Origin of the sequence: Exiguobacterium sp. s132, assembly GCF_018617235.1 — a bacterium.
Classification (GTDB): domain Bacteria; phylum Bacillota; class Bacilli; order Exiguobacteriales; family Exiguobacteriaceae; genus Exiguobacterium; species Exiguobacterium profundum.
This window is the reverse complement of record NZ_JACSJU010000001.1, coordinates 1,809,403-1,825,390: the sequence shown is the minus strand read 5'-3', so window position 1 is coordinate 1,825,390 and position 15,988 is coordinate 1,809,403. Positions and strand designations below refer to the sequence as shown.

Annotated in this window: 19 protein-coding genes; 17 read left to right on the top strand and 2 right to left on the bottom strand. The window is 47.7% G+C overall.

The annotated features are described in order from the left end of the window. Window positions 1-38: 38 nt before the first annotated feature. From KNO78_RS09240 to mreB, 17 genes are all read left to right on the top strand, one after another. The gene (locus KNO78_RS09240) at window positions 39-737 is read left to right on the top strand and encodes a hypothetical protein (RefSeq protein WP_214690431.1); all 699 of its coding nucleotides are present in this window, start codon (window positions 39-41) and stop codon (window positions 735-737) included. A 204-nt stretch (window positions 738-941) separates the two neighbouring features. Further along, window positions 942-2,153, top strand: a complete 1,212-nt coding sequence (locus KNO78_RS09235) for a hypothetical protein (RefSeq protein ID WP_196431271.1) — start codon at window positions 942-944, stop codon at window positions 2,151-2,153. Window positions 2,154-2,251: 98 nt separating this feature from the next. Further along, window positions 2,252-2,881, top strand: coding sequence for a uracil phosphoribosyltransferase (gene upp / locus KNO78_RS09230; protein ID WP_012727364.1), 630 nt, complete (start codon window positions 2,252-2,254; stop codon window positions 2,879-2,881). A gap of 664 nt (window positions 2,882-3,545) precedes the next feature. Beyond that, window positions 3,546-3,773, top strand: coding sequence for a hypothetical protein (locus tag KNO78_RS09225; protein ID WP_012727363.1), 228 nt, complete (start codon window positions 3,546-3,548; stop codon window positions 3,771-3,773). Further along, complete coding sequence (locus KNO78_RS09220) at window positions 3,770-4,177, top strand: ATP synthase subunit I (RefSeq protein ID WP_074035722.1); 408 nt, start codon at window positions 3,770-3,772, stop codon at window positions 4,175-4,177. Before KNO78_RS09225 ends, KNO78_RS09220 begins: the two co-directional genes overlap by 4 nt. Beyond that, window positions 4,177-4,914, top strand: coding sequence for a F0F1 ATP synthase subunit A (atpB, locus tag KNO78_RS09215; RefSeq protein WP_074035724.1), 738 nt, complete (start codon window positions 4,177-4,179; stop codon window positions 4,912-4,914). The genes KNO78_RS09220 and atpB overlap by 1 nt, the downstream gene beginning before the upstream one ends. Before the next feature lie 65 nt (window positions 4,915-4,979). Further along, the gene (atpE, locus tag KNO78_RS09210) at window positions 4,980-5,201 is read left to right on the top strand and encodes a F0F1 ATP synthase subunit C (RefSeq protein ID WP_012727360.1); all 222 of its coding nucleotides are present in this window, start codon (window positions 4,980-4,982) and stop codon (window positions 5,199-5,201) included. Between the two features lie 71 nt (window positions 5,202-5,272). Further along, entirely contained in the window at window positions 5,273-5,800 is a 528-nt protein-coding gene (atpF, locus tag KNO78_RS09205) for a F0F1 ATP synthase subunit B (RefSeq protein WP_074035726.1), read from the top strand. Next, window positions 5,800-6,333: a F0F1 ATP synthase subunit delta gene (locus KNO78_RS09200; protein WP_159562972.1), complete on the top strand. Its 534-nt coding sequence runs from the start codon at window positions 5,800-5,802 to the stop codon at window positions 6,331-6,333. The genes atpF and KNO78_RS09200 overlap by 1 nt, the downstream gene beginning before the upstream one ends. 18 nt (window positions 6,334-6,351) lie before the next feature. Continuing rightward, the gene (gene atpA, locus KNO78_RS09195; protein WP_074035730.1) at window positions 6,352-7,860 is read left to right on the top strand and encodes a F0F1 ATP synthase subunit alpha; all 1,509 of its coding nucleotides are present in this window, start codon (window positions 6,352-6,354) and stop codon (window positions 7,858-7,860) included. A gap of 36 nt (window positions 7,861-7,896) precedes the next feature. After that, window positions 7,897-8,754, top strand: a complete 858-nt coding sequence (gene atpG / locus KNO78_RS09190; RefSeq protein ID WP_012727356.1) for an ATP synthase F1 subunit gamma — start codon at window positions 7,897-7,899, stop codon at window positions 8,752-8,754. A gap of 34 nt (window positions 8,755-8,788) precedes the next feature. Then, window positions 8,789-10,207, top strand: a complete 1,419-nt coding sequence (gene atpD, locus KNO78_RS09185; RefSeq protein ID WP_012727355.1) for a F0F1 ATP synthase subunit beta — start codon at window positions 8,789-8,791, stop codon at window positions 10,205-10,207. 28 nt (window positions 10,208-10,235) lie between these two features. Beyond that, window positions 10,236-10,646, top strand: coding sequence for a F0F1 ATP synthase subunit epsilon (locus KNO78_RS09180; protein WP_012727354.1), 411 nt, complete (start codon window positions 10,236-10,238; stop codon window positions 10,644-10,646). A 152-nt stretch (window positions 10,647-10,798) separates the two neighbouring features. Next, entirely contained in the window at window positions 10,799-11,989 is a 1,191-nt protein-coding gene (locus KNO78_RS09175; RefSeq protein WP_031422261.1) for an EAL and HDOD domain-containing protein, read from the top strand. Between the two features lie 200 nt (window positions 11,990-12,189). After that, on the top strand, window positions 12,190-12,408 hold the full coding sequence (locus KNO78_RS09170; protein ID WP_031422262.1) for a DUF1146 family protein: 219 nt from the start codon (window positions 12,190-12,192) through the stop codon (window positions 12,406-12,408). A gap of 244 nt (window positions 12,409-12,652) precedes the next feature. Then, window positions 12,653-13,954, top strand: a complete 1,302-nt coding sequence (murA, locus tag KNO78_RS09165; protein ID WP_012727351.1) for a UDP-N-acetylglucosamine 1-carboxyvinyltransferase — start codon at window positions 12,653-12,655, stop codon at window positions 13,952-13,954. Window positions 13,955-14,035: 81 nt separating this feature from the next. Then, the gene (mreB, locus tag KNO78_RS09160) at window positions 14,036-15,022 is read left to right on the top strand and encodes a rod shape-determining protein (RefSeq protein ID WP_074035738.1); all 987 of its coding nucleotides are present in this window, start codon (window positions 14,036-14,038) and stop codon (window positions 15,020-15,022) included. A 41-nt stretch (window positions 15,023-15,063) separates the two neighbouring features. Here the strand turns inward: mreB and KNO78_RS09155 are convergent, their stop codons facing one another. Both KNO78_RS09155 and KNO78_RS09150 read right to left on the bottom strand, forming a co-directional pair. Next, window positions 15,064-15,435, bottom strand: a complete 372-nt coding sequence (locus KNO78_RS09155; protein WP_159562969.1) for a VOC family protein — start codon at window positions 15,433-15,435, stop codon at window positions 15,064-15,066. Between the two features lie 13 nt (window positions 15,436-15,448). Then, the gene (locus KNO78_RS09150) at window positions 15,449-15,955 is read right to left on the bottom strand and encodes a hypothetical protein (RefSeq protein WP_214686041.1); all 507 of its coding nucleotides are present in this window, start codon (window positions 15,953-15,955) and stop codon (window positions 15,449-15,451) included. Window positions 15,956-15,988 lie beyond the last annotated feature (33 nt).

The following is a 15,988-nucleotide window of genomic DNA, read 5'->3' as shown; positions in this document are numbered from 1 at the left end:
TGAAAATAAGAAGAACACATCATGAGGAGGAAACAAACATGAAACGCATCGGTTGGATTATCGGCGCATTATTAGCTGTCATGGCAATTGTTGGAATTGGATTTTACGTAAACGGGAATCAGACGGATACGGTCATTGTTCCACAAGCAATCAATCAAGCGAGTGACGATCGATCAACGGACAACCCAGATGACCCTGCTACATCGGATGGCTCAAGTAGCGCATCAGATGATTCGTCAGCAGCGCGAGTGGGGGATGGAGACGACTATGAACTATACGGGACGCTCGTGAAGTTATCGAAAGAAGATGTCACTATCAGCTTCAATGGAAAAGAGTCGACATACCCTTTAGCGACGACACATGAAATCGATGACGATACACCGCAAGTGGGTGACCGGGTAAAACTCGAATTGAACCGAGATGATGAAGTGAAGGAAGTGGACCGTGAGAGTGGTGATGATGATGCGTATATTTACGGCACGCTCGTCAAACTCACAAATCAAGAAGTCACGATTAAGATCGATGGGAAAGACAACGTATATCCACTTGCCGCACGTTCTGAAATCGATGATGACACTCCGCGTGTCGGCGACCCTGTCAAACTTGAACTAAATCAAGATGGGGCGGTCATTGAAGTCGATCGTGAATCAGAGGACGACCAGAATGAACAAGATGATTCTTCGCAGGACGACTCATCTCAAGATGACTCATCCGAGGATGAGCGAGAAGATGACTAATGAAGTGATAAAAAGGACTAATCTCTTAATGGATTAGTTCTTTTTTTGTTGCTAGACGTTGAAGCATAAAATGAGTTGGACCGCTTTCGTCAAATCATCAGAAACGTAATAATTCTGAAATCATCACAAAAATAGGTTCTATGTTATGATGTACAAGAAAAATTTAGGTGGTTTCCACCTAATTGGGAATGAGGAGGAACATCAATGCGTACGTATTGGGGAATCTTGCTCAGTTGTATCTTGTTGAGTGGATGTGGTGCCGAGACGTTGAACGCGATTGAATTACGTCCTTTGTCTTCCTATCGAGTCGAGCAAGATCCTGAGATACCGTTAATGAAACAAACACAAGAGAAGCTACTTACATACTGTGAGCGTCGTCCGACAGATGTCTTACCAGAGCGACGAGCCAAGGTGGCAGAAGTGACATTTCATCATCCGCTCTATGAAGTACTCGGTTCCAAAACGGTGAAATATTTTGCGGCGGGTGATGAACGTTACGTGACCTGCGCGAACAGCAATGAGTTGATGGAGCGAACGTTTGCCGTGGAGCCGATTCAAGCGTTTGAAGCGCTCGAACAAGAGCGCTTTCAAGAGTCGAAAGTGGTCTCGACAATTGAGTTTGAGCGCATCGATGACCTTGAATCGATTACAAGTACGTTCACATTGAACGAGACGCATGAAGAAGTAATGCCCGACTCGGCTTTCCGTTATACGACACCGGATACGGGAGCGATCTATGTGACGTTCGAGACGATTCGAAATGGGCGTACACTTGACCCGATCATTGAACCAAAACTATTCCCGTTTCAAAGCGGAGAGAATGAAGGGTATGTTTTCTTGACGAGGCGTGCCGATGATCGCCTCACCCTACAAATCGGAGAGGCGTCCTCGCTCAAACAACTCATCCTACCGAATATATATGAGGCTCCTTATATGAAAGTCGATCCGAAAGAAGAGCTCTCGCTAAAGGGAAATCATCGCGAACTCATGAAACGCATCATCTTATCTGATCGACCGATTGAAGGGGATGTGGCTGAAGAGACGTCGTTATCGTTATCGAAAACATATGGAACGGTCCTTGAAATTTGGGGGCATGTCCGTCGTCCAGTGACAAACAAGATGTCCACGCGCCCCGCCGAAAGGGAAACGCGCCTGGCAGTTTTTGAATCGGATCAAGATACAATCTGGCTAGACGGACCGAAAACGCAAGAGTTGTTTGACGCCTTGTCTCATATTCAGCCGCATGAAAAACCGTCTACAGCTATCAAAATCGGAGACTTGCATCTGTATGAAGAATTGACTGAGCAATCCTTTGACGTATGGAAAACGGAAACAGAACTCTATTTAGTCGATCAACACACATCTCAATCGTATGAACTTCCGGGCAATGATTATTTCCAGGTCATTCAACCATAAGTGGCGTCTGACCTTTGATAAAATAGAAGTTGGCTCTACCCATCTCAACAGAGTTAGGGTACAATGCTCGAGAGAGAATGAGAGAGGAGTGAAGCAAGATGGGAAAAGTACATGTTTATGACCATCCTTTGATTCAGCACAAAATGACGATTATGCGTAAAGTAGAGACGGGGACGAAGCAGTTCCGTGAACTCGTCGACGAAGTTTCTTCACTTATGGCATACGAAATCACGCGCAGCCTACCCCTAACAGACGTAGAAATCGAGACACCGGTCTCTGTTTCCACTCAAAAGATGATTGCCGGCAAGAAATTGGGAATCGTCCCTATTTTACGTGCAGGACTTGGTATGGTGGATGGGTTCCTCAAAATGATGCCGAACGTAAAAGTCGGTCATATCGGTCTTTACCGCGATCCGGAAACACTTGAGCCACACGAATACTACTTGAAACTTCCGACAGACGTCACAGAACGTGACTTTATCGTTGTTGACCCGATGCTCGCGACAGGTGGTTCGGCTGTTGATGCGATTGCATCACTCAAGAAACACGGAGCGAAGTCAATCAAGTTGGCATGCCTTTGCGCAGCACCAGAAGGCGTAGAGCGTGTACAAGCAGAACATCCGGATGTAGAGATCTATCTTGCTGCACTCGATGAAAAATTAAATGACCACGGTTATATCGTTCCTGGACTTGGGGATGCGGGTGACCGTTTGTTTGGTACGAAGTAATGACTTAAAAGCGAGAATCGCCTATGCGATTCTCGCTTTTTTTACGATTGACACTGAATAATATTTATCATTTACGGATGTCACAAAATAGACACAAAACTAGAGCGAGAAGAATGGCGAACTGGGATGGAATTTATCTATTCTTTCTTATTTAAATAGAATCCCTCGATTTCGAATATAAAACCAGGATTGAGAAAGGGATTTTGAACAGTATGAGATTCCTCACAAAAAAATGGGCGAAATCGCTCGACATGGTAAAAACATCCTCGGTATACTGATACAGGACGTTGAAAACGATTTCAAAATGAAGTCAACAGACGTTTCGTAACTCTTTGTGAACGTAAGCGTTTACCGATTGAATTTTCCAAAACGTGGGGGTATAACTGAACTATTCTTCATCTGATTCCGTTTGTGAAATGTTATAAAGTCAACATTTTTATTTCAACGTTTCTTCACACTTTCTTAAAAAAGTGCTTTGATCGTTTAGTTTATGAAGTGCGTAAAACTATTGATACGACTTGATTTAAAGCGCTTTTATAATTGTGAAATTCATTGACTTCTTATGCCATTTCTATTACTCTGAACTTGTGTGACTTTTGATGGTCACGCGAGTGTGAATTCGTGAAGAACAAGGGAGCACGTGAGACTCGAAAGGGGGATTTGGATGGCGAAAAAAGACAATCGTTATCTATCCTATGCCTCGCTCGCTTCACAAATCTCGACAGCACTTGCTGGACCGATTGTCATCGGTTATCTCGTCGGACAGTACGGCGAAAGACGTGAATTTTGGGGCACGTTTGGTTGGAATGTGTCGATTATCCTTGGACTCGTGTTCGGGGTTACGGCGCTAGTTCTCACCCTTCGGAGTTTATTGACAGGAGAGGACGAATGAATACGATTCAAGCAGACAGAAAAGCACAAAAAGAGTTGATGAAGCGTTATACGAAATGGTTTACCATTTGGTTTGCAATTTTGTTAGTTGGCGCCTTCATCGTCCCGATGTACAAAGCCGTTTTTCTCGGATTGTTCATCGGCGGGGTCGGGAGTCTCATCATTCTACATATGCAGAATCGAAGTGTCATACGTATGTATGACGTCATCGAGCATGGACGACGACCAAAGTCGCACGGGACCGTTTCAAGAATGGCGGTCGGTGCGTTAGCAGTGATAGTCGGTCTTCTCTACGAGGATCGAGTGTCCGTCATCGCGGTGGTAACTGGTCTAATCGCCGGCCACATCATACAATTTGGCGAGTTTACACTTGCCCAGCTCAGCAGGAAAAGAGGTGAATATTAATGGGTCATGAGTTTCCCACATATTCTCTGCACTTTGGGGACTATACGTTATACGGGAGCTGGACGAACGTCATTACAGTGCTAGTTGCAGCGTTACTCGTCTTCGTATTCGCCATTTGGGGGACAAGACGTTTGGCAATGAAGCCGACTGGCAAACAAAACTTCATGGAATTCTTCGCGGAGTTCGTACGTGGAATCATCGCAAGTGCGATGGACTGGAAGACAGGAGGACGCTTTATTGGATTTGGGATGACGTTGATTTTGTTCATTCTCTTCTCAAACTTGATGGGTCTACCGTTTAACGTCATTTCCGGACACTATTTGTGGTTCAACTCACCGACAGCCGATCCTTACGTAACCTTGGCGTTGTCGACACTCGTCGTTGCAATGTCGCACTATTACGGGGTGAAACTGCACGGATTGAAACACTATTCGGCGGAATTCGTAAAACCAGTCTGGTTCTTGCTTCCGATCAAATTGATCGAGGAGTTTGCGAACACGTTGACGCTCGGTTTGCGTCTATACGGTAACATCTTTGCCGGTGAAATCATGATTACCATCATCTTGGGACTCGCGATTACAGCCGAAGGCGCACTCAACCCGCTCGGTGCAATCTTTGCGGTCTTCCCAATGATTCTATGGCAAGGTTTCTCAATCTTTATCGGGGTTATCCAATCCTACATTTTCCTGACGCTTGCAATGGTGTACATCGGGCACAAAGCTTCGGCCGAACATTGATTCGGACATCTCGCCAAAGCGTTACAATCAAATTATTTACTTAACTTTTAGGAGGAATATACACAATGGAACAACTTAATCTTCTCGCAACAGCACTTGTTATCGGACTTGGAGCACTCGCAGCTGGTATCGGTAACGGTTTGATCGTATACGGAACAGTACAAGGACAAGCACGTCAACCAGAACTCAAAAACGAACTTCGTCAAACAATGTTCATCGGTATCGGTTTGGTTGAGGCCCTCCCGATCATCGGTGTGGCTGTCGGTTTCCTTCTCCTCAACTCTTGATTCCGAGTTAACGAGAATAGCATGAGAGGGAGCACGTCTCCCTCACTTATTTAGTCAAGAGGAGGGTATGCATGGATACGATGATGATTGCAGCTGGTGCTGGCGGCGAAGGCCTCCGCATTCTGGATATGATCTTTACAATTTTCACATTCCTCGTACTCTTGGCCCTGTTGAAGAAATTTGCTTGGGGACCACTCCTTGGAATGATGAGACAGCGTGAAGAGTATGTAGCGAACGAAATTGAACTCGCTGAAAAGAGCCGCAAAGATGCGGAACATTATGTCGTTGAACAACGTGATGCACTCAGTGCAGCACGTACTGAGTCAAAAGAAATGCTCGACGCCAGCCGTCGACAAGCAGAAGCAGAACAAGCACGCTTGGTGGAGCAGGCGCGTTTGGAAGCCGAACAAATTAAAATCGAGGCAGAGAAAGCGATTGAGCGCGAGCGTGAGCTTGCGAAACAATCTCTTCAAACGGAAGTCGTCACACAGGCACTTTCGGCAGCACGCCACGTCCTTCAAACAGACCTTAAAGGTGATGAAGCGAAACAGCGTGCCCTCGTCACAGACTTCCTGTCTAAAGCGAAAGGTGCGAACTGATGAACGCATCATTAGCAAAACGCTATGCCAAAGCGCTCTTCGACTTAGCGCGGGAACAAGGCACGCTCGACCAAGTCGAAGCGGAAGTGCGTCTGCTCGATGAAGTGCTCCACGCGACTCCTGAACTCATGGATCTCTTAACGAATCCGGCAGTCAGTGACAGCGAGCTTGCACAGCTTTTAAAAGACAGCTTTGGTGATATGACGGCGATTGTCGTGAACACACTTCTCGTCATGGTCGAAAATGACCGTGCGGCAGAGGTTCGCGCATTGCCACGTTACGTCCGCGAATTTATCAACGACTATCGTGGAATTGCAGAGGGTATTGTCACAAGCGCCTACCCATTGTCGGCAACAGACTTGAAAGACGTCGAACTCGTCTTCGGACAGAAGCTCGGGAAGACGCTCCAATTGAATAACGTCGTCGATGAAGAAGTCATCGGTGGACTCCGTGTCCAAGTCGGATACACGACGTACGATGATACGATCGAAACGAAACTTACACGCCTTGAGCGTGAATTGTTGAATGCGTAAGAAATAGGGGTGAATTCAATGACAATCAAAGCTGAAGAAATCAGCGCCCTGCTAAAAGAACGAATCGCTTCGTACGGTTCTGAAATCGAAGTCAGCGAGACAGGTACAGTCATTCAAGTAGGTGACGGTATCGCTCGTGCACACGGACTCGATAACGTTATGGCGGGGGAACTCGTAGAGTTCTCTAACGGCGTAATGGGCTTGGCGCAAAACTTAGAAGAAGGTAACGTCGGGATTATCATCCTTGGCGATTACAAAGGCATCAAAGAAGGCGATTCTGTCAAACGTACAGGTCGCATCATGGAAGTTCCAGTTGGTGAGGCACTCCTCGGACGTGTCGTCAACCCACTCGGACAACCAATCGATGGTCTTGGACCAATCGTGACTGACAACTATAACCCGATCGAGCGTAAAGCTTACGGCGTTATGGCACGTAAATCGGTTCACGAACCACTTCAAACAGGAATTAAGGCGATTGACGCCCTCGTTCCAATCGGTCGTGGTCAGCGTGAGCTCATCATCGGTGACCGTCAGACAGGTAAAACATCTGTTGCCATCGATACGATTATCAACCAAAAAGAAGAGAACATGATTTGTATCTACGTTGCTATCGGTCAGAAAGAATCGACTGTACGTGGCGTAGTAGAGACGCTTCGTCAAAACGGAGCGCTCGACTATACAATCGTCGTTTCGGCATCGGCATCACAGCCGGCACCACTTCTTTACCTCGCACCATTCGCAGGGGTATCGATGGGTGAGTACTTCATGGATCGCGGACAACACGTCCTCGTCGTTTATGATGACCTTTCGAAACAAGCGGCAGCTTACCGTGAGCTCTCGCTCCTTCTCCGTCGTCCTCCAGGCCGCGAAGCCTACCCAGGGGATGTCTTCTACCTCCACTCACGCCTTCTTGAGCGTGCAGCGAAGTTGAACGACGAACTCGGCGGTGGTTCATTGACAGCACTTCCGTTCATCGAGACACAAGCATCGGATATCTCAGCATATATCCCGACAAACGTTATCTCGATCACAGACGGTCAGATCTTCCTTCAGTCGGACCTCTTCTTCTCTGGGGTACGCCCAGCGATCAACGCCGGTCTCTCAGTATCACGTGTTGGTGGTTCGGCACAGGTGAAAGCGATGAAGAAAGTTGCTGGTACACTTCGTCTTGACCTCGCGTCTTACCGTGAGCTCGAAGCGTTCGCTCAGTTCGGATCAGATCTCGACAAAGCGACACAATCGAAGTTGAACCGTGGTCAGCGTACGGTTGAAGTCTTGAAACAAGACTTGAACGCACCGCTTTCTGTAGACAAGCAAGTTATCATCATCTACGCACTCACGAAAGGTCATCTCGATGACATCCCAGTCACAGACATCCGTCGTTTCGAAACAGAAATGAACGCATGGCTCGACCAAAACCGTAAAGACCTCTGCCGTGAAATCCGTCAGACAGGAAACCTTCCTTCAGACGAGGCAATGGTCGACGCAATTACGGAATTCAAAAAGACGTTCTCGCCATCGGTTTAATCCGGTGACGAGCGTCTATTAAGGTGGTGAATCGAAATGGCATCATTACGTGAGATCCAGATGCGGATCACCTCGACCCAAAGCACGAAGCAAATCACGAAAGCGATGAACATGGTGTCGGCATCAAAGTTGAACCGGGCCCAAGGGAACAACGCCAACTTCAAGCCGTACATGGACAAGTTGCAAGAAGTCATCTCGTCGATCGCCGGTGGTACATCAGGCGCGACACACCCGATGCTTCAAGTACGTCCCGTCAAACGGACTGGTTATATCGTCATCACGTCAGACCGCGGACTCGCAGGTGGATACAACGCCAGCGTCTTGCGTGACGTGTACCGTGAACTCAAAGACAAGCACACATCAACAGATGAGTATCGTCTTTACGTAATCGGGAAAGTCGGTGTCCAGTTCTTCAAGTCACGCAACATTCCGGTGTATAGCGCGATGACAGGGCTAAACGACCAACCAACTTTTGTTGAAGTCGCAGAAATCGTCAAACAGACGGTAGGTGCCTTCAGCGAGGGCGAGATTGATGAATTGAAGCTTTGCTACAACTCGTTCATCTCGGTCATCAGCCAAGAAGTGAAGATTCAACAATTGCTCCCGCTCGGGGATATCGAACAGTCCGCATCCAATGTGATGTATGAATACGAACCAGAAGAAGAAACGATCTTAGCGGCGCTCCTCCCACGTTATGCGGAAGGACTCATCTACGGCGCATTGCTCGATGCGAAAGTGTCAGAGCACGCAGCCCGGATGACGGCGATGTCGAGTGCGACAGACAATGCGGATGAACTCATTCGCGGACTCAAACTCAAATTCAACCGCGCGCGTCAAGCAGCGATCACACAAGAAATCACAGAGATTGTCGGAGGTGCGTCGGCGCTTGAATAAGCGCACGCCCTCTAGATTGTAGGAGGCTAACACGATGAACGAATACGGCATGAAAGGCCGCGTAGTCGCAGTCATGGGCCCAGTTATCGACGTAAAGTTCGACAACCACTTACCGAACATCTACAACGCTCTCAAAGTCACACACGTGGCAGCGACAGCGGACGATGTTAGTGTCGACTTGACGCTCGAAGTAGCTGTTCACCTTGGTGACGACACGGTCCGTACGATTGCGATGGACTCAACTGACGGCGTTCGCCGCGGTATGGAAGTACTTGACTTAGGATCACCGATTTCGGTACCAGTTGGAGAAGCGACACTTGGACGTGTCTTCAACGTTCTCGGTAACCCGATCGATGATAAAGAAGTGGCAGCTGACGTGCTTCGTGCACCGATTCACCGTCAAGCGCCAACATTTGACGAATTGTCAACGAAAGTTGAAATCCTTGAAACAGGGATTAAAGTCGTCGACCTTCTCGCACCATACATCAAAGGTGGTAAAATCGGCCTCTTCGGTGGTGCCGGTGTAGGGAAAACCGTCCTCATCCAGGAACTCATCAACAACATCGCGCAAGAGCACAGCGGGATTTCTGTATTCGCAGGAGTCGGTGAGCGTACGCGTGAAGGGAATGACTTGTTCCACGAGATGACGGACTCAGGCGTTATCAAGCAAACAGCGATGGTCTTCGGTCAGATGAACGAACCACCTGGTGCACGTCTCCGTGTTGCCTTGACTGGTTTGACAATGGCAGAGTACTTCCGTGACGAGCAAGGACAAGACGTTCTTCTCTTCGTTGATAACATCTTCCGTTTCACACAAGCAGGTTCTGAGGTTTCAGCCCTTCTCGGACGTATGCCATCGGCGGTAGGTTACCAGCCGACACTTGCGACTGAAATGGGTATGCTTCAAGAGCGAATCACATCGACTGCAAAAGGATCGGTAACTTCGATTCAAGCCGTTTATGTACCAGCCGATGACTACACGGACCCGGCTCCGGCAACAACGTTCGCCCACCTTGATGCAACAACAAACCTTGAGCGTCGTCTTTCGGAGATGGGGATTTACCCAGCCGTTGACCCGCTCGCATCGACTTCACGTGCCCTCTCTCCTGAAATCGTAGGGAAAGAGCACTATGAGGTTGCACGTAACGTTCAACAGACGCTTCAGCGTTACAAAGAACTTCAAGACATCATCGCTATCCTCGGGATGGACGAGTTGTCTGAAGACGACAAACTCACGGTTCACCGTGCACGTCGTATTCAGTTCTTCTTATCACAAAACTTCCACGTGGCTGAGCAGTTCACGGGCCAAAAAGGTTCGTACGTGCCAGTCAAAGAGACAGTACGCGGCTTCAAAGAGATCCTCGAAGGTAAACACGACGATCTTCCTGAAGATGCATTCCGTCTCGTCGGTCCAATCGAAGACGTCATCGAAAAAGCGAAGACGTTGGTCTAAGACCTACGCGGAAGGGGGAAACTAGACGATGAATACTGTTCACGTCAACGTCGTCACCCCGGATGGTGCAGCCTTTGAAGGAGACGCACGAATGGTCATCGCCAAATCGGTCACTGGTGAGCTTGGTATTTTGCCAAAGCACATCCCGATGGTGACGCCACTCGACGTCTCAGTCCTCAAGCTGCGCCACGAAGATGGTGGACGCACGCTGATCGCAATCAGCGGCGGTTTCATGGAAGTTCGTCCCGACACGGTGACGATCTTAGCTGAAACAGCCGAAATGGCGGATAAGATCGACTATGATCGCGCTTCTGCGGCGAAAGTTCGTGCCGAGCGTCGTCTTCAAGACACGAAGCTCTCGGAACTCGAATTCCGTCGTGCGGAACTTGCGCTCAAAAAAGCGATCAACCGCTTAAGCATTCGCGATATGAAAGAATAAGAATGACTCTCACACGAAAGTGTGGGAGTTTTTTTTGTTGTTTTTTGGAAAAGATGGGTCTTTTGTCGTGCTTCTAAATGACGGGACTAGTAAAAAATATATGGAAGAAGACCGATAATAAAGGTGGGAACTACCGTAAAGGAGATTAGGGAATGAAAGTTTACGTTGCGCGACAACCAATTTTTGACCAACAATTACGCGTTTGCGGCTACGAATTGTTATATCGCCGCAGCGAAAATAATATTTTTGAGAACGTAGATGATTCGTTGGCAACAGCTGACGTCATTCATAACGCTTACCTTGTGTTCAATTTTCGGGAATTGACAGAAGGGACGCGCGCGTTCATCAATTTCCCTCAGACGTTGATTGAAGGGGAAGTGCCTTCGTTGCTACCACGTCAATCGCTCGTCGTCGAAGTGCTCGAACATGTCGAACCGACGGAGAAAGTATTACAGTCTCTCCGCTCGTTAAGACGTCAAGGTTATACGATTGCACTGGATGATTTCGTATTTGAAGAGAAATATCGCCCATTGATTGGACTCGCCGACATCATCAAAATCGACTATCAAGCGACCCCAGTCGATCAACAGCAAAAATTGATTGATGCGCTCGGACACCGAGTCGAATTTTTGGCGGAAAAAATCGAGACACCCGCAGAGTATGAGATTGCGAAACGACTCGGATATAAAATGTTCCAAGGGTACTTCTTTAGTCGTCCCATCGTGGTGCACGGGGCCGAAGTGCATCCGTTGCGTCACACGCTCATTGAAATGTTGAAAGAGCTCGATCGTCCGGAACCGAGTTTTCGACGGATTTCAGCGCAAATTGAGCGAAGTGTCGACCTATCCTATAAGATGCTCCGTACGGTCAATACGGTGTATCAAAAAGGTCGTCGAACGATTGAATCAATCGAGCAAGCCGTCGCGCGAATCGGACTAGATGAGTTGAAACGATGGTCTTATTTGATGCTTCTTCGAGAGATGCAGACGTCTGAATCGAAAGAACTGATTAAACAGAGTGTCATTCGCGGAAAAATGATGGAGTTGATTGCGGAGGATACATTGACAGATGTATTACCGTTTGATGCATTCATTACGGGAATCTTTTCATCACTCGACGTCATTCTCGATGAGGCAATGCAAACGTTGATTGCAGAGCTTCCGGTGGCGCCTCCTGTAAAGGCAGCGTTACTCGGTGAACAGAACGGTTTGCGAAAGTTGTTAGAGGATGTCATCGACTACGAACAGTTGACGATTCCGCTCCATAACACAGATTCGGATTGGTCTCAATATTACGTCGAAGCGATTCGCTGGTCTCGTAGCCTTGACGAATCGATTGAATAATGTTTGAAATATGTGAGGGGCGTCAATTACTGTAGTAAGACCTTACTGCTGATGACGTCCCTTTTGGTGTGCTTGTAGAGAAAGTGAGTTGATCGAATGGTTCAAACCGCTCGAAGCTTAAGACCCTAAGTCTTTTTTTCTCTAACATGTCATGATATGATTAAAAATGGTACGAATTTTAGAAAAGAGGGGAATCGTCGATGGTCAATACCGTATTTTCGCTAGCGATTTATATCATAGCGATCTACGTCGCTTGGTGGGCACTCTTACCCGTCAAATGGGATAAGTTGCTCAATCAAGTGAGGAGTCCGCAAGCTGCTGTCTTGCGCGTTCTCGTAGCGGTTGTCTTCGGTTCACTGATTGCCCAGTTCTTTTTGGAGTACATTCGACTGGCGCAGGCGCTCGCACCTATACAGTAGTCGCAGAATATTTAACAAACTGTAATCCTGCTGTAACGACTCCTATATGATTATCATGTAGGATAAATTCGTCTGACATGATGTTTTTTTCATTCAATTTGCACTTATTTATTATTCAGATTGATTAATGAATGAAAAATCATCACGTTTTGCAAACCATTCAAATAATCGACATCATCACATCCGGATTCGGATATCGACGCACTATATAAAAAAACAATGAAGTTGGAGGACAAAGAGAGATATGAAGGATTTGATCGTAGTCCGTGGAGGACGTAAACTGTCAGGTACTGTGCGCGTTGAGGGAGCAAAAAACGCCGTACTCAAAACATTGGTTGCCACTCTATTAGCTAGCGAAGGAAAGTCAATCTTACAAAACGTACCACGTCTTGCTGACGTGTACACGATTAACAAAGTACTTCGTCACCTCGGTGCAGAGGTATCGTTCAATGAAGAAAAGAATGAAGTAACTGTCGATGCGTCGGGCGACATCAAAGATGAAGCACCGCTTGAGTACGTGCGGAAGATGCGTGCTTCAATCCTCGTCATGGGACCTCTTCTTGCCCGTCTCGGTCACGCTCGTGTAGCAATGCCGGGCGGATGCTCAATCGGCTCACGTCCGATTGACCTCCACTTAAAAGGATTCGAAGCGATGGGTGCGAAAACGGTCATCGGAAACGGATTCGTAGAAGCTTCTGTAGAAGGCCGTCTCCAAGGTGCTAAAATCTACTTGGACTTCCCATCTGTTGGTGCGACAGAGAACATCATGATGGCAGCTGTGCTTGCAGAGGGTACGACTATCATCGAGAACGTTGCAAAAGAACCTGAGATCGTCGACCTTGCGAACTTCTTAAACGGAATGGGCGCACACGTTCGCGGTGCAGGTACAGAAACAATCCGCATCGAAGGTGTAGAAACACTTCGCGGTGCAGAACACTCGATTATTCCAGACCGTATCGAAGCAGGTACGTTCCTCGTTGCTGGTGCGATCACAGGTAGTGACATCGAAGTCATCGGTGCAGAACGTGAGCACCTTCGTCCATTGATTTCAAAAATGGAAGAAATGGGTGTCCACTTCGAGGATACGGCAGAAGGCATGCGTGTCACGGCACCAGACGAATTGAAGCCGGTTGATGTGAAGACGATGCCACACCCAGGATTCCCGACAGACATGCAGTCACAAATGATGGCACTCGTCTTGAAAGCGGGCGGTACATCTGTCATCACGGAAACGGTGTTTGAGAATCGCTTTATGCACGTCGAAGAGTTCCGTCGTATGAACGCGGACATTAAGATTGAAGGACGTTCAGCAATCGTCAAAGGTGGCGTACGCCTTCAAGGAGCGGAAGTTGTCGCAACGGACCTTCGTGCCGGAGCAGCACTTATTCTAGCAGGTCTCATCGCGGAAGAAGAGACACGCGTTGGAGATTTATATCATATCGACCGTGGATACGTTGACTTCCACAAGAAACTTCAAGCACTCGGTGCTGACATCGAGCGTATTGAAGGAACTGTCGAAGTTGCTGAAGAAATGGTTCAGAACTAAGAAACGAGCACGAATTAGAGGGCGAGGAGAGACTCTTCTCGCTCTTTTCAATGAAGAAACGAACGGAGGAACCTATACATCATGTTTTCAAAAGATATCGGGATTGATTTAGGGACAGCAAACGTTGTCATTCACGTCAAAGGGAAAGGAATCGTCTTAGACGAACCTTCAGTCGTTGCGATAAAACGCTCTACAGGAAAAGTACTAGCAGTCGGTTCAGAAGCGTATGAGATGGTTGGTCGTACACCTGGTGATATCGTGGCGATCCGTCCTCTCCGTGACGGAGTCATCGCCGATTTCGCCACAACAGAAGAAATGCTCCGTCACTTCATCGAGAAAATTCAAGTCCGAGGCTTCTTCGGAGGCATCCGCATGCTGATTTGTACACCTGCGAACGTCACGCCGGTTGAAGCAAAAGCCATTCGTGAAGCTGCTGAGAAAGCTGGCGCGAAAGAAGTCTTCCTCGCCGTCGAACCAAAAGCTGCGGCAGTCGGTTCAGGCATGGATATTTGGAAGCCGGTTGGTCACATGATCATTGACATTGGTGGTGGGACGACCGACGTCGCCATTTTATCAATGGGAGACATCGTCTGCGGTGAGACTATCAAGATTGCAGGGGATCGCTTCGATACGGACATCCTTCGTGCCATCAAAGAGAAGCACAAGCTGATCATCGGAGAACGTACGGCTGAACAAATCAAGAAAGAAATCGCGACGGTCTTCCCAGGAGGGCGTAACGAATCGATGGATATTCGTGGACGTGACATGGTACGTGGATTGCCTCGTACGGTGACCATTACGTCAGAAGAACTTCGTGAAGCGATGGCTGAATCAGCTAATGAAATCGTCGAAGCAGCGAAGCGTGTCCTTGAACAGACACCACCAGAACTTGCAGCGGACATCATCGACCGCGGAATCATCATGACAGGTGGGGGATCACTCCTTCACGGTCTTGACCAACTCGTCGCAGAGCGTGTCATGTTGCCGGTCATGATGGCCGAGGAGCCGACACTCAGTGTCGCGCACGGAACGGGAATCATGCTCGAAAACTTAGATCGATTGAAATAAACAGACAAGCGACCGCGTGCGGTCGCTTGTTTTTTGTATGTTCAACTCAATATTTCGGAGACGAGTGCCAACACGTTGCCTTCAGAATCTTTGAAGAAACTCATCCACGTTTCTGTCGTCCCCATTTTTGCCACACAGTGTGGTTCATCAATGAAAGTCACTCCTGCATTTTTCAACTGAGCATAAGCGTCATCGATGGATGCGATACTCAAATAGAGAATTGGACTTGACTTTGCAAAAACATCATTCTCTGGAGGGGACAACATGAGGCGAACGCCCCCACAGTCGAAAAATGCGAGCAATCCTGCTTGAAAGAGAAAGGGTACCTCAAGCGTGTCTCGATAGAATTGAACGGCACGGTCTAACTCTTTGACAGGGATGTAGATTTGTTTGATTTGTTGAATGAGGCTCATGGGATTCATCCTTTCAATATGTATTTGAAACAGGAAGGGGTAACTCTGATTCAAGTTGACGTTGGAGACGGTTGGTAAGTCCTGTTGGGTGAGACATTAAGCCGATAGAAATATGTAATGGGAATAGGGTATGTAAGTCGCCAGGATAATATGAGCCATCTCGAGGTAACGTATGATTGACAATCCGAGAGACTCCTGAGGAATGGTCAATGTGTAAGACGATTGGAGCAGATATTCCGGTCCCTCGCTCAAGTTGTTGATGGTTAGGATAATATTCTTGTAGAAGCACCCATACATACACTTCCTGTCGAGTCGTACTCGTCCCGAGGATTTGATAGCTGGCATAAACATCCCCACCGAAATTAGGAGACATGACTTGAGTTGTCAAGTAGCGCTCCAACACGTTCTGATTGACGTCGACGGATTGGGTAAGCGTGACAAATGATTCATCCGTCAAGGCAGCATAGAGCAAAGCACTCAATATCCATGTACAAAATGTCGTTATGATCAACTTTTTCAAATAAGCGCCTCCCAATACCGATGTGATGAATCA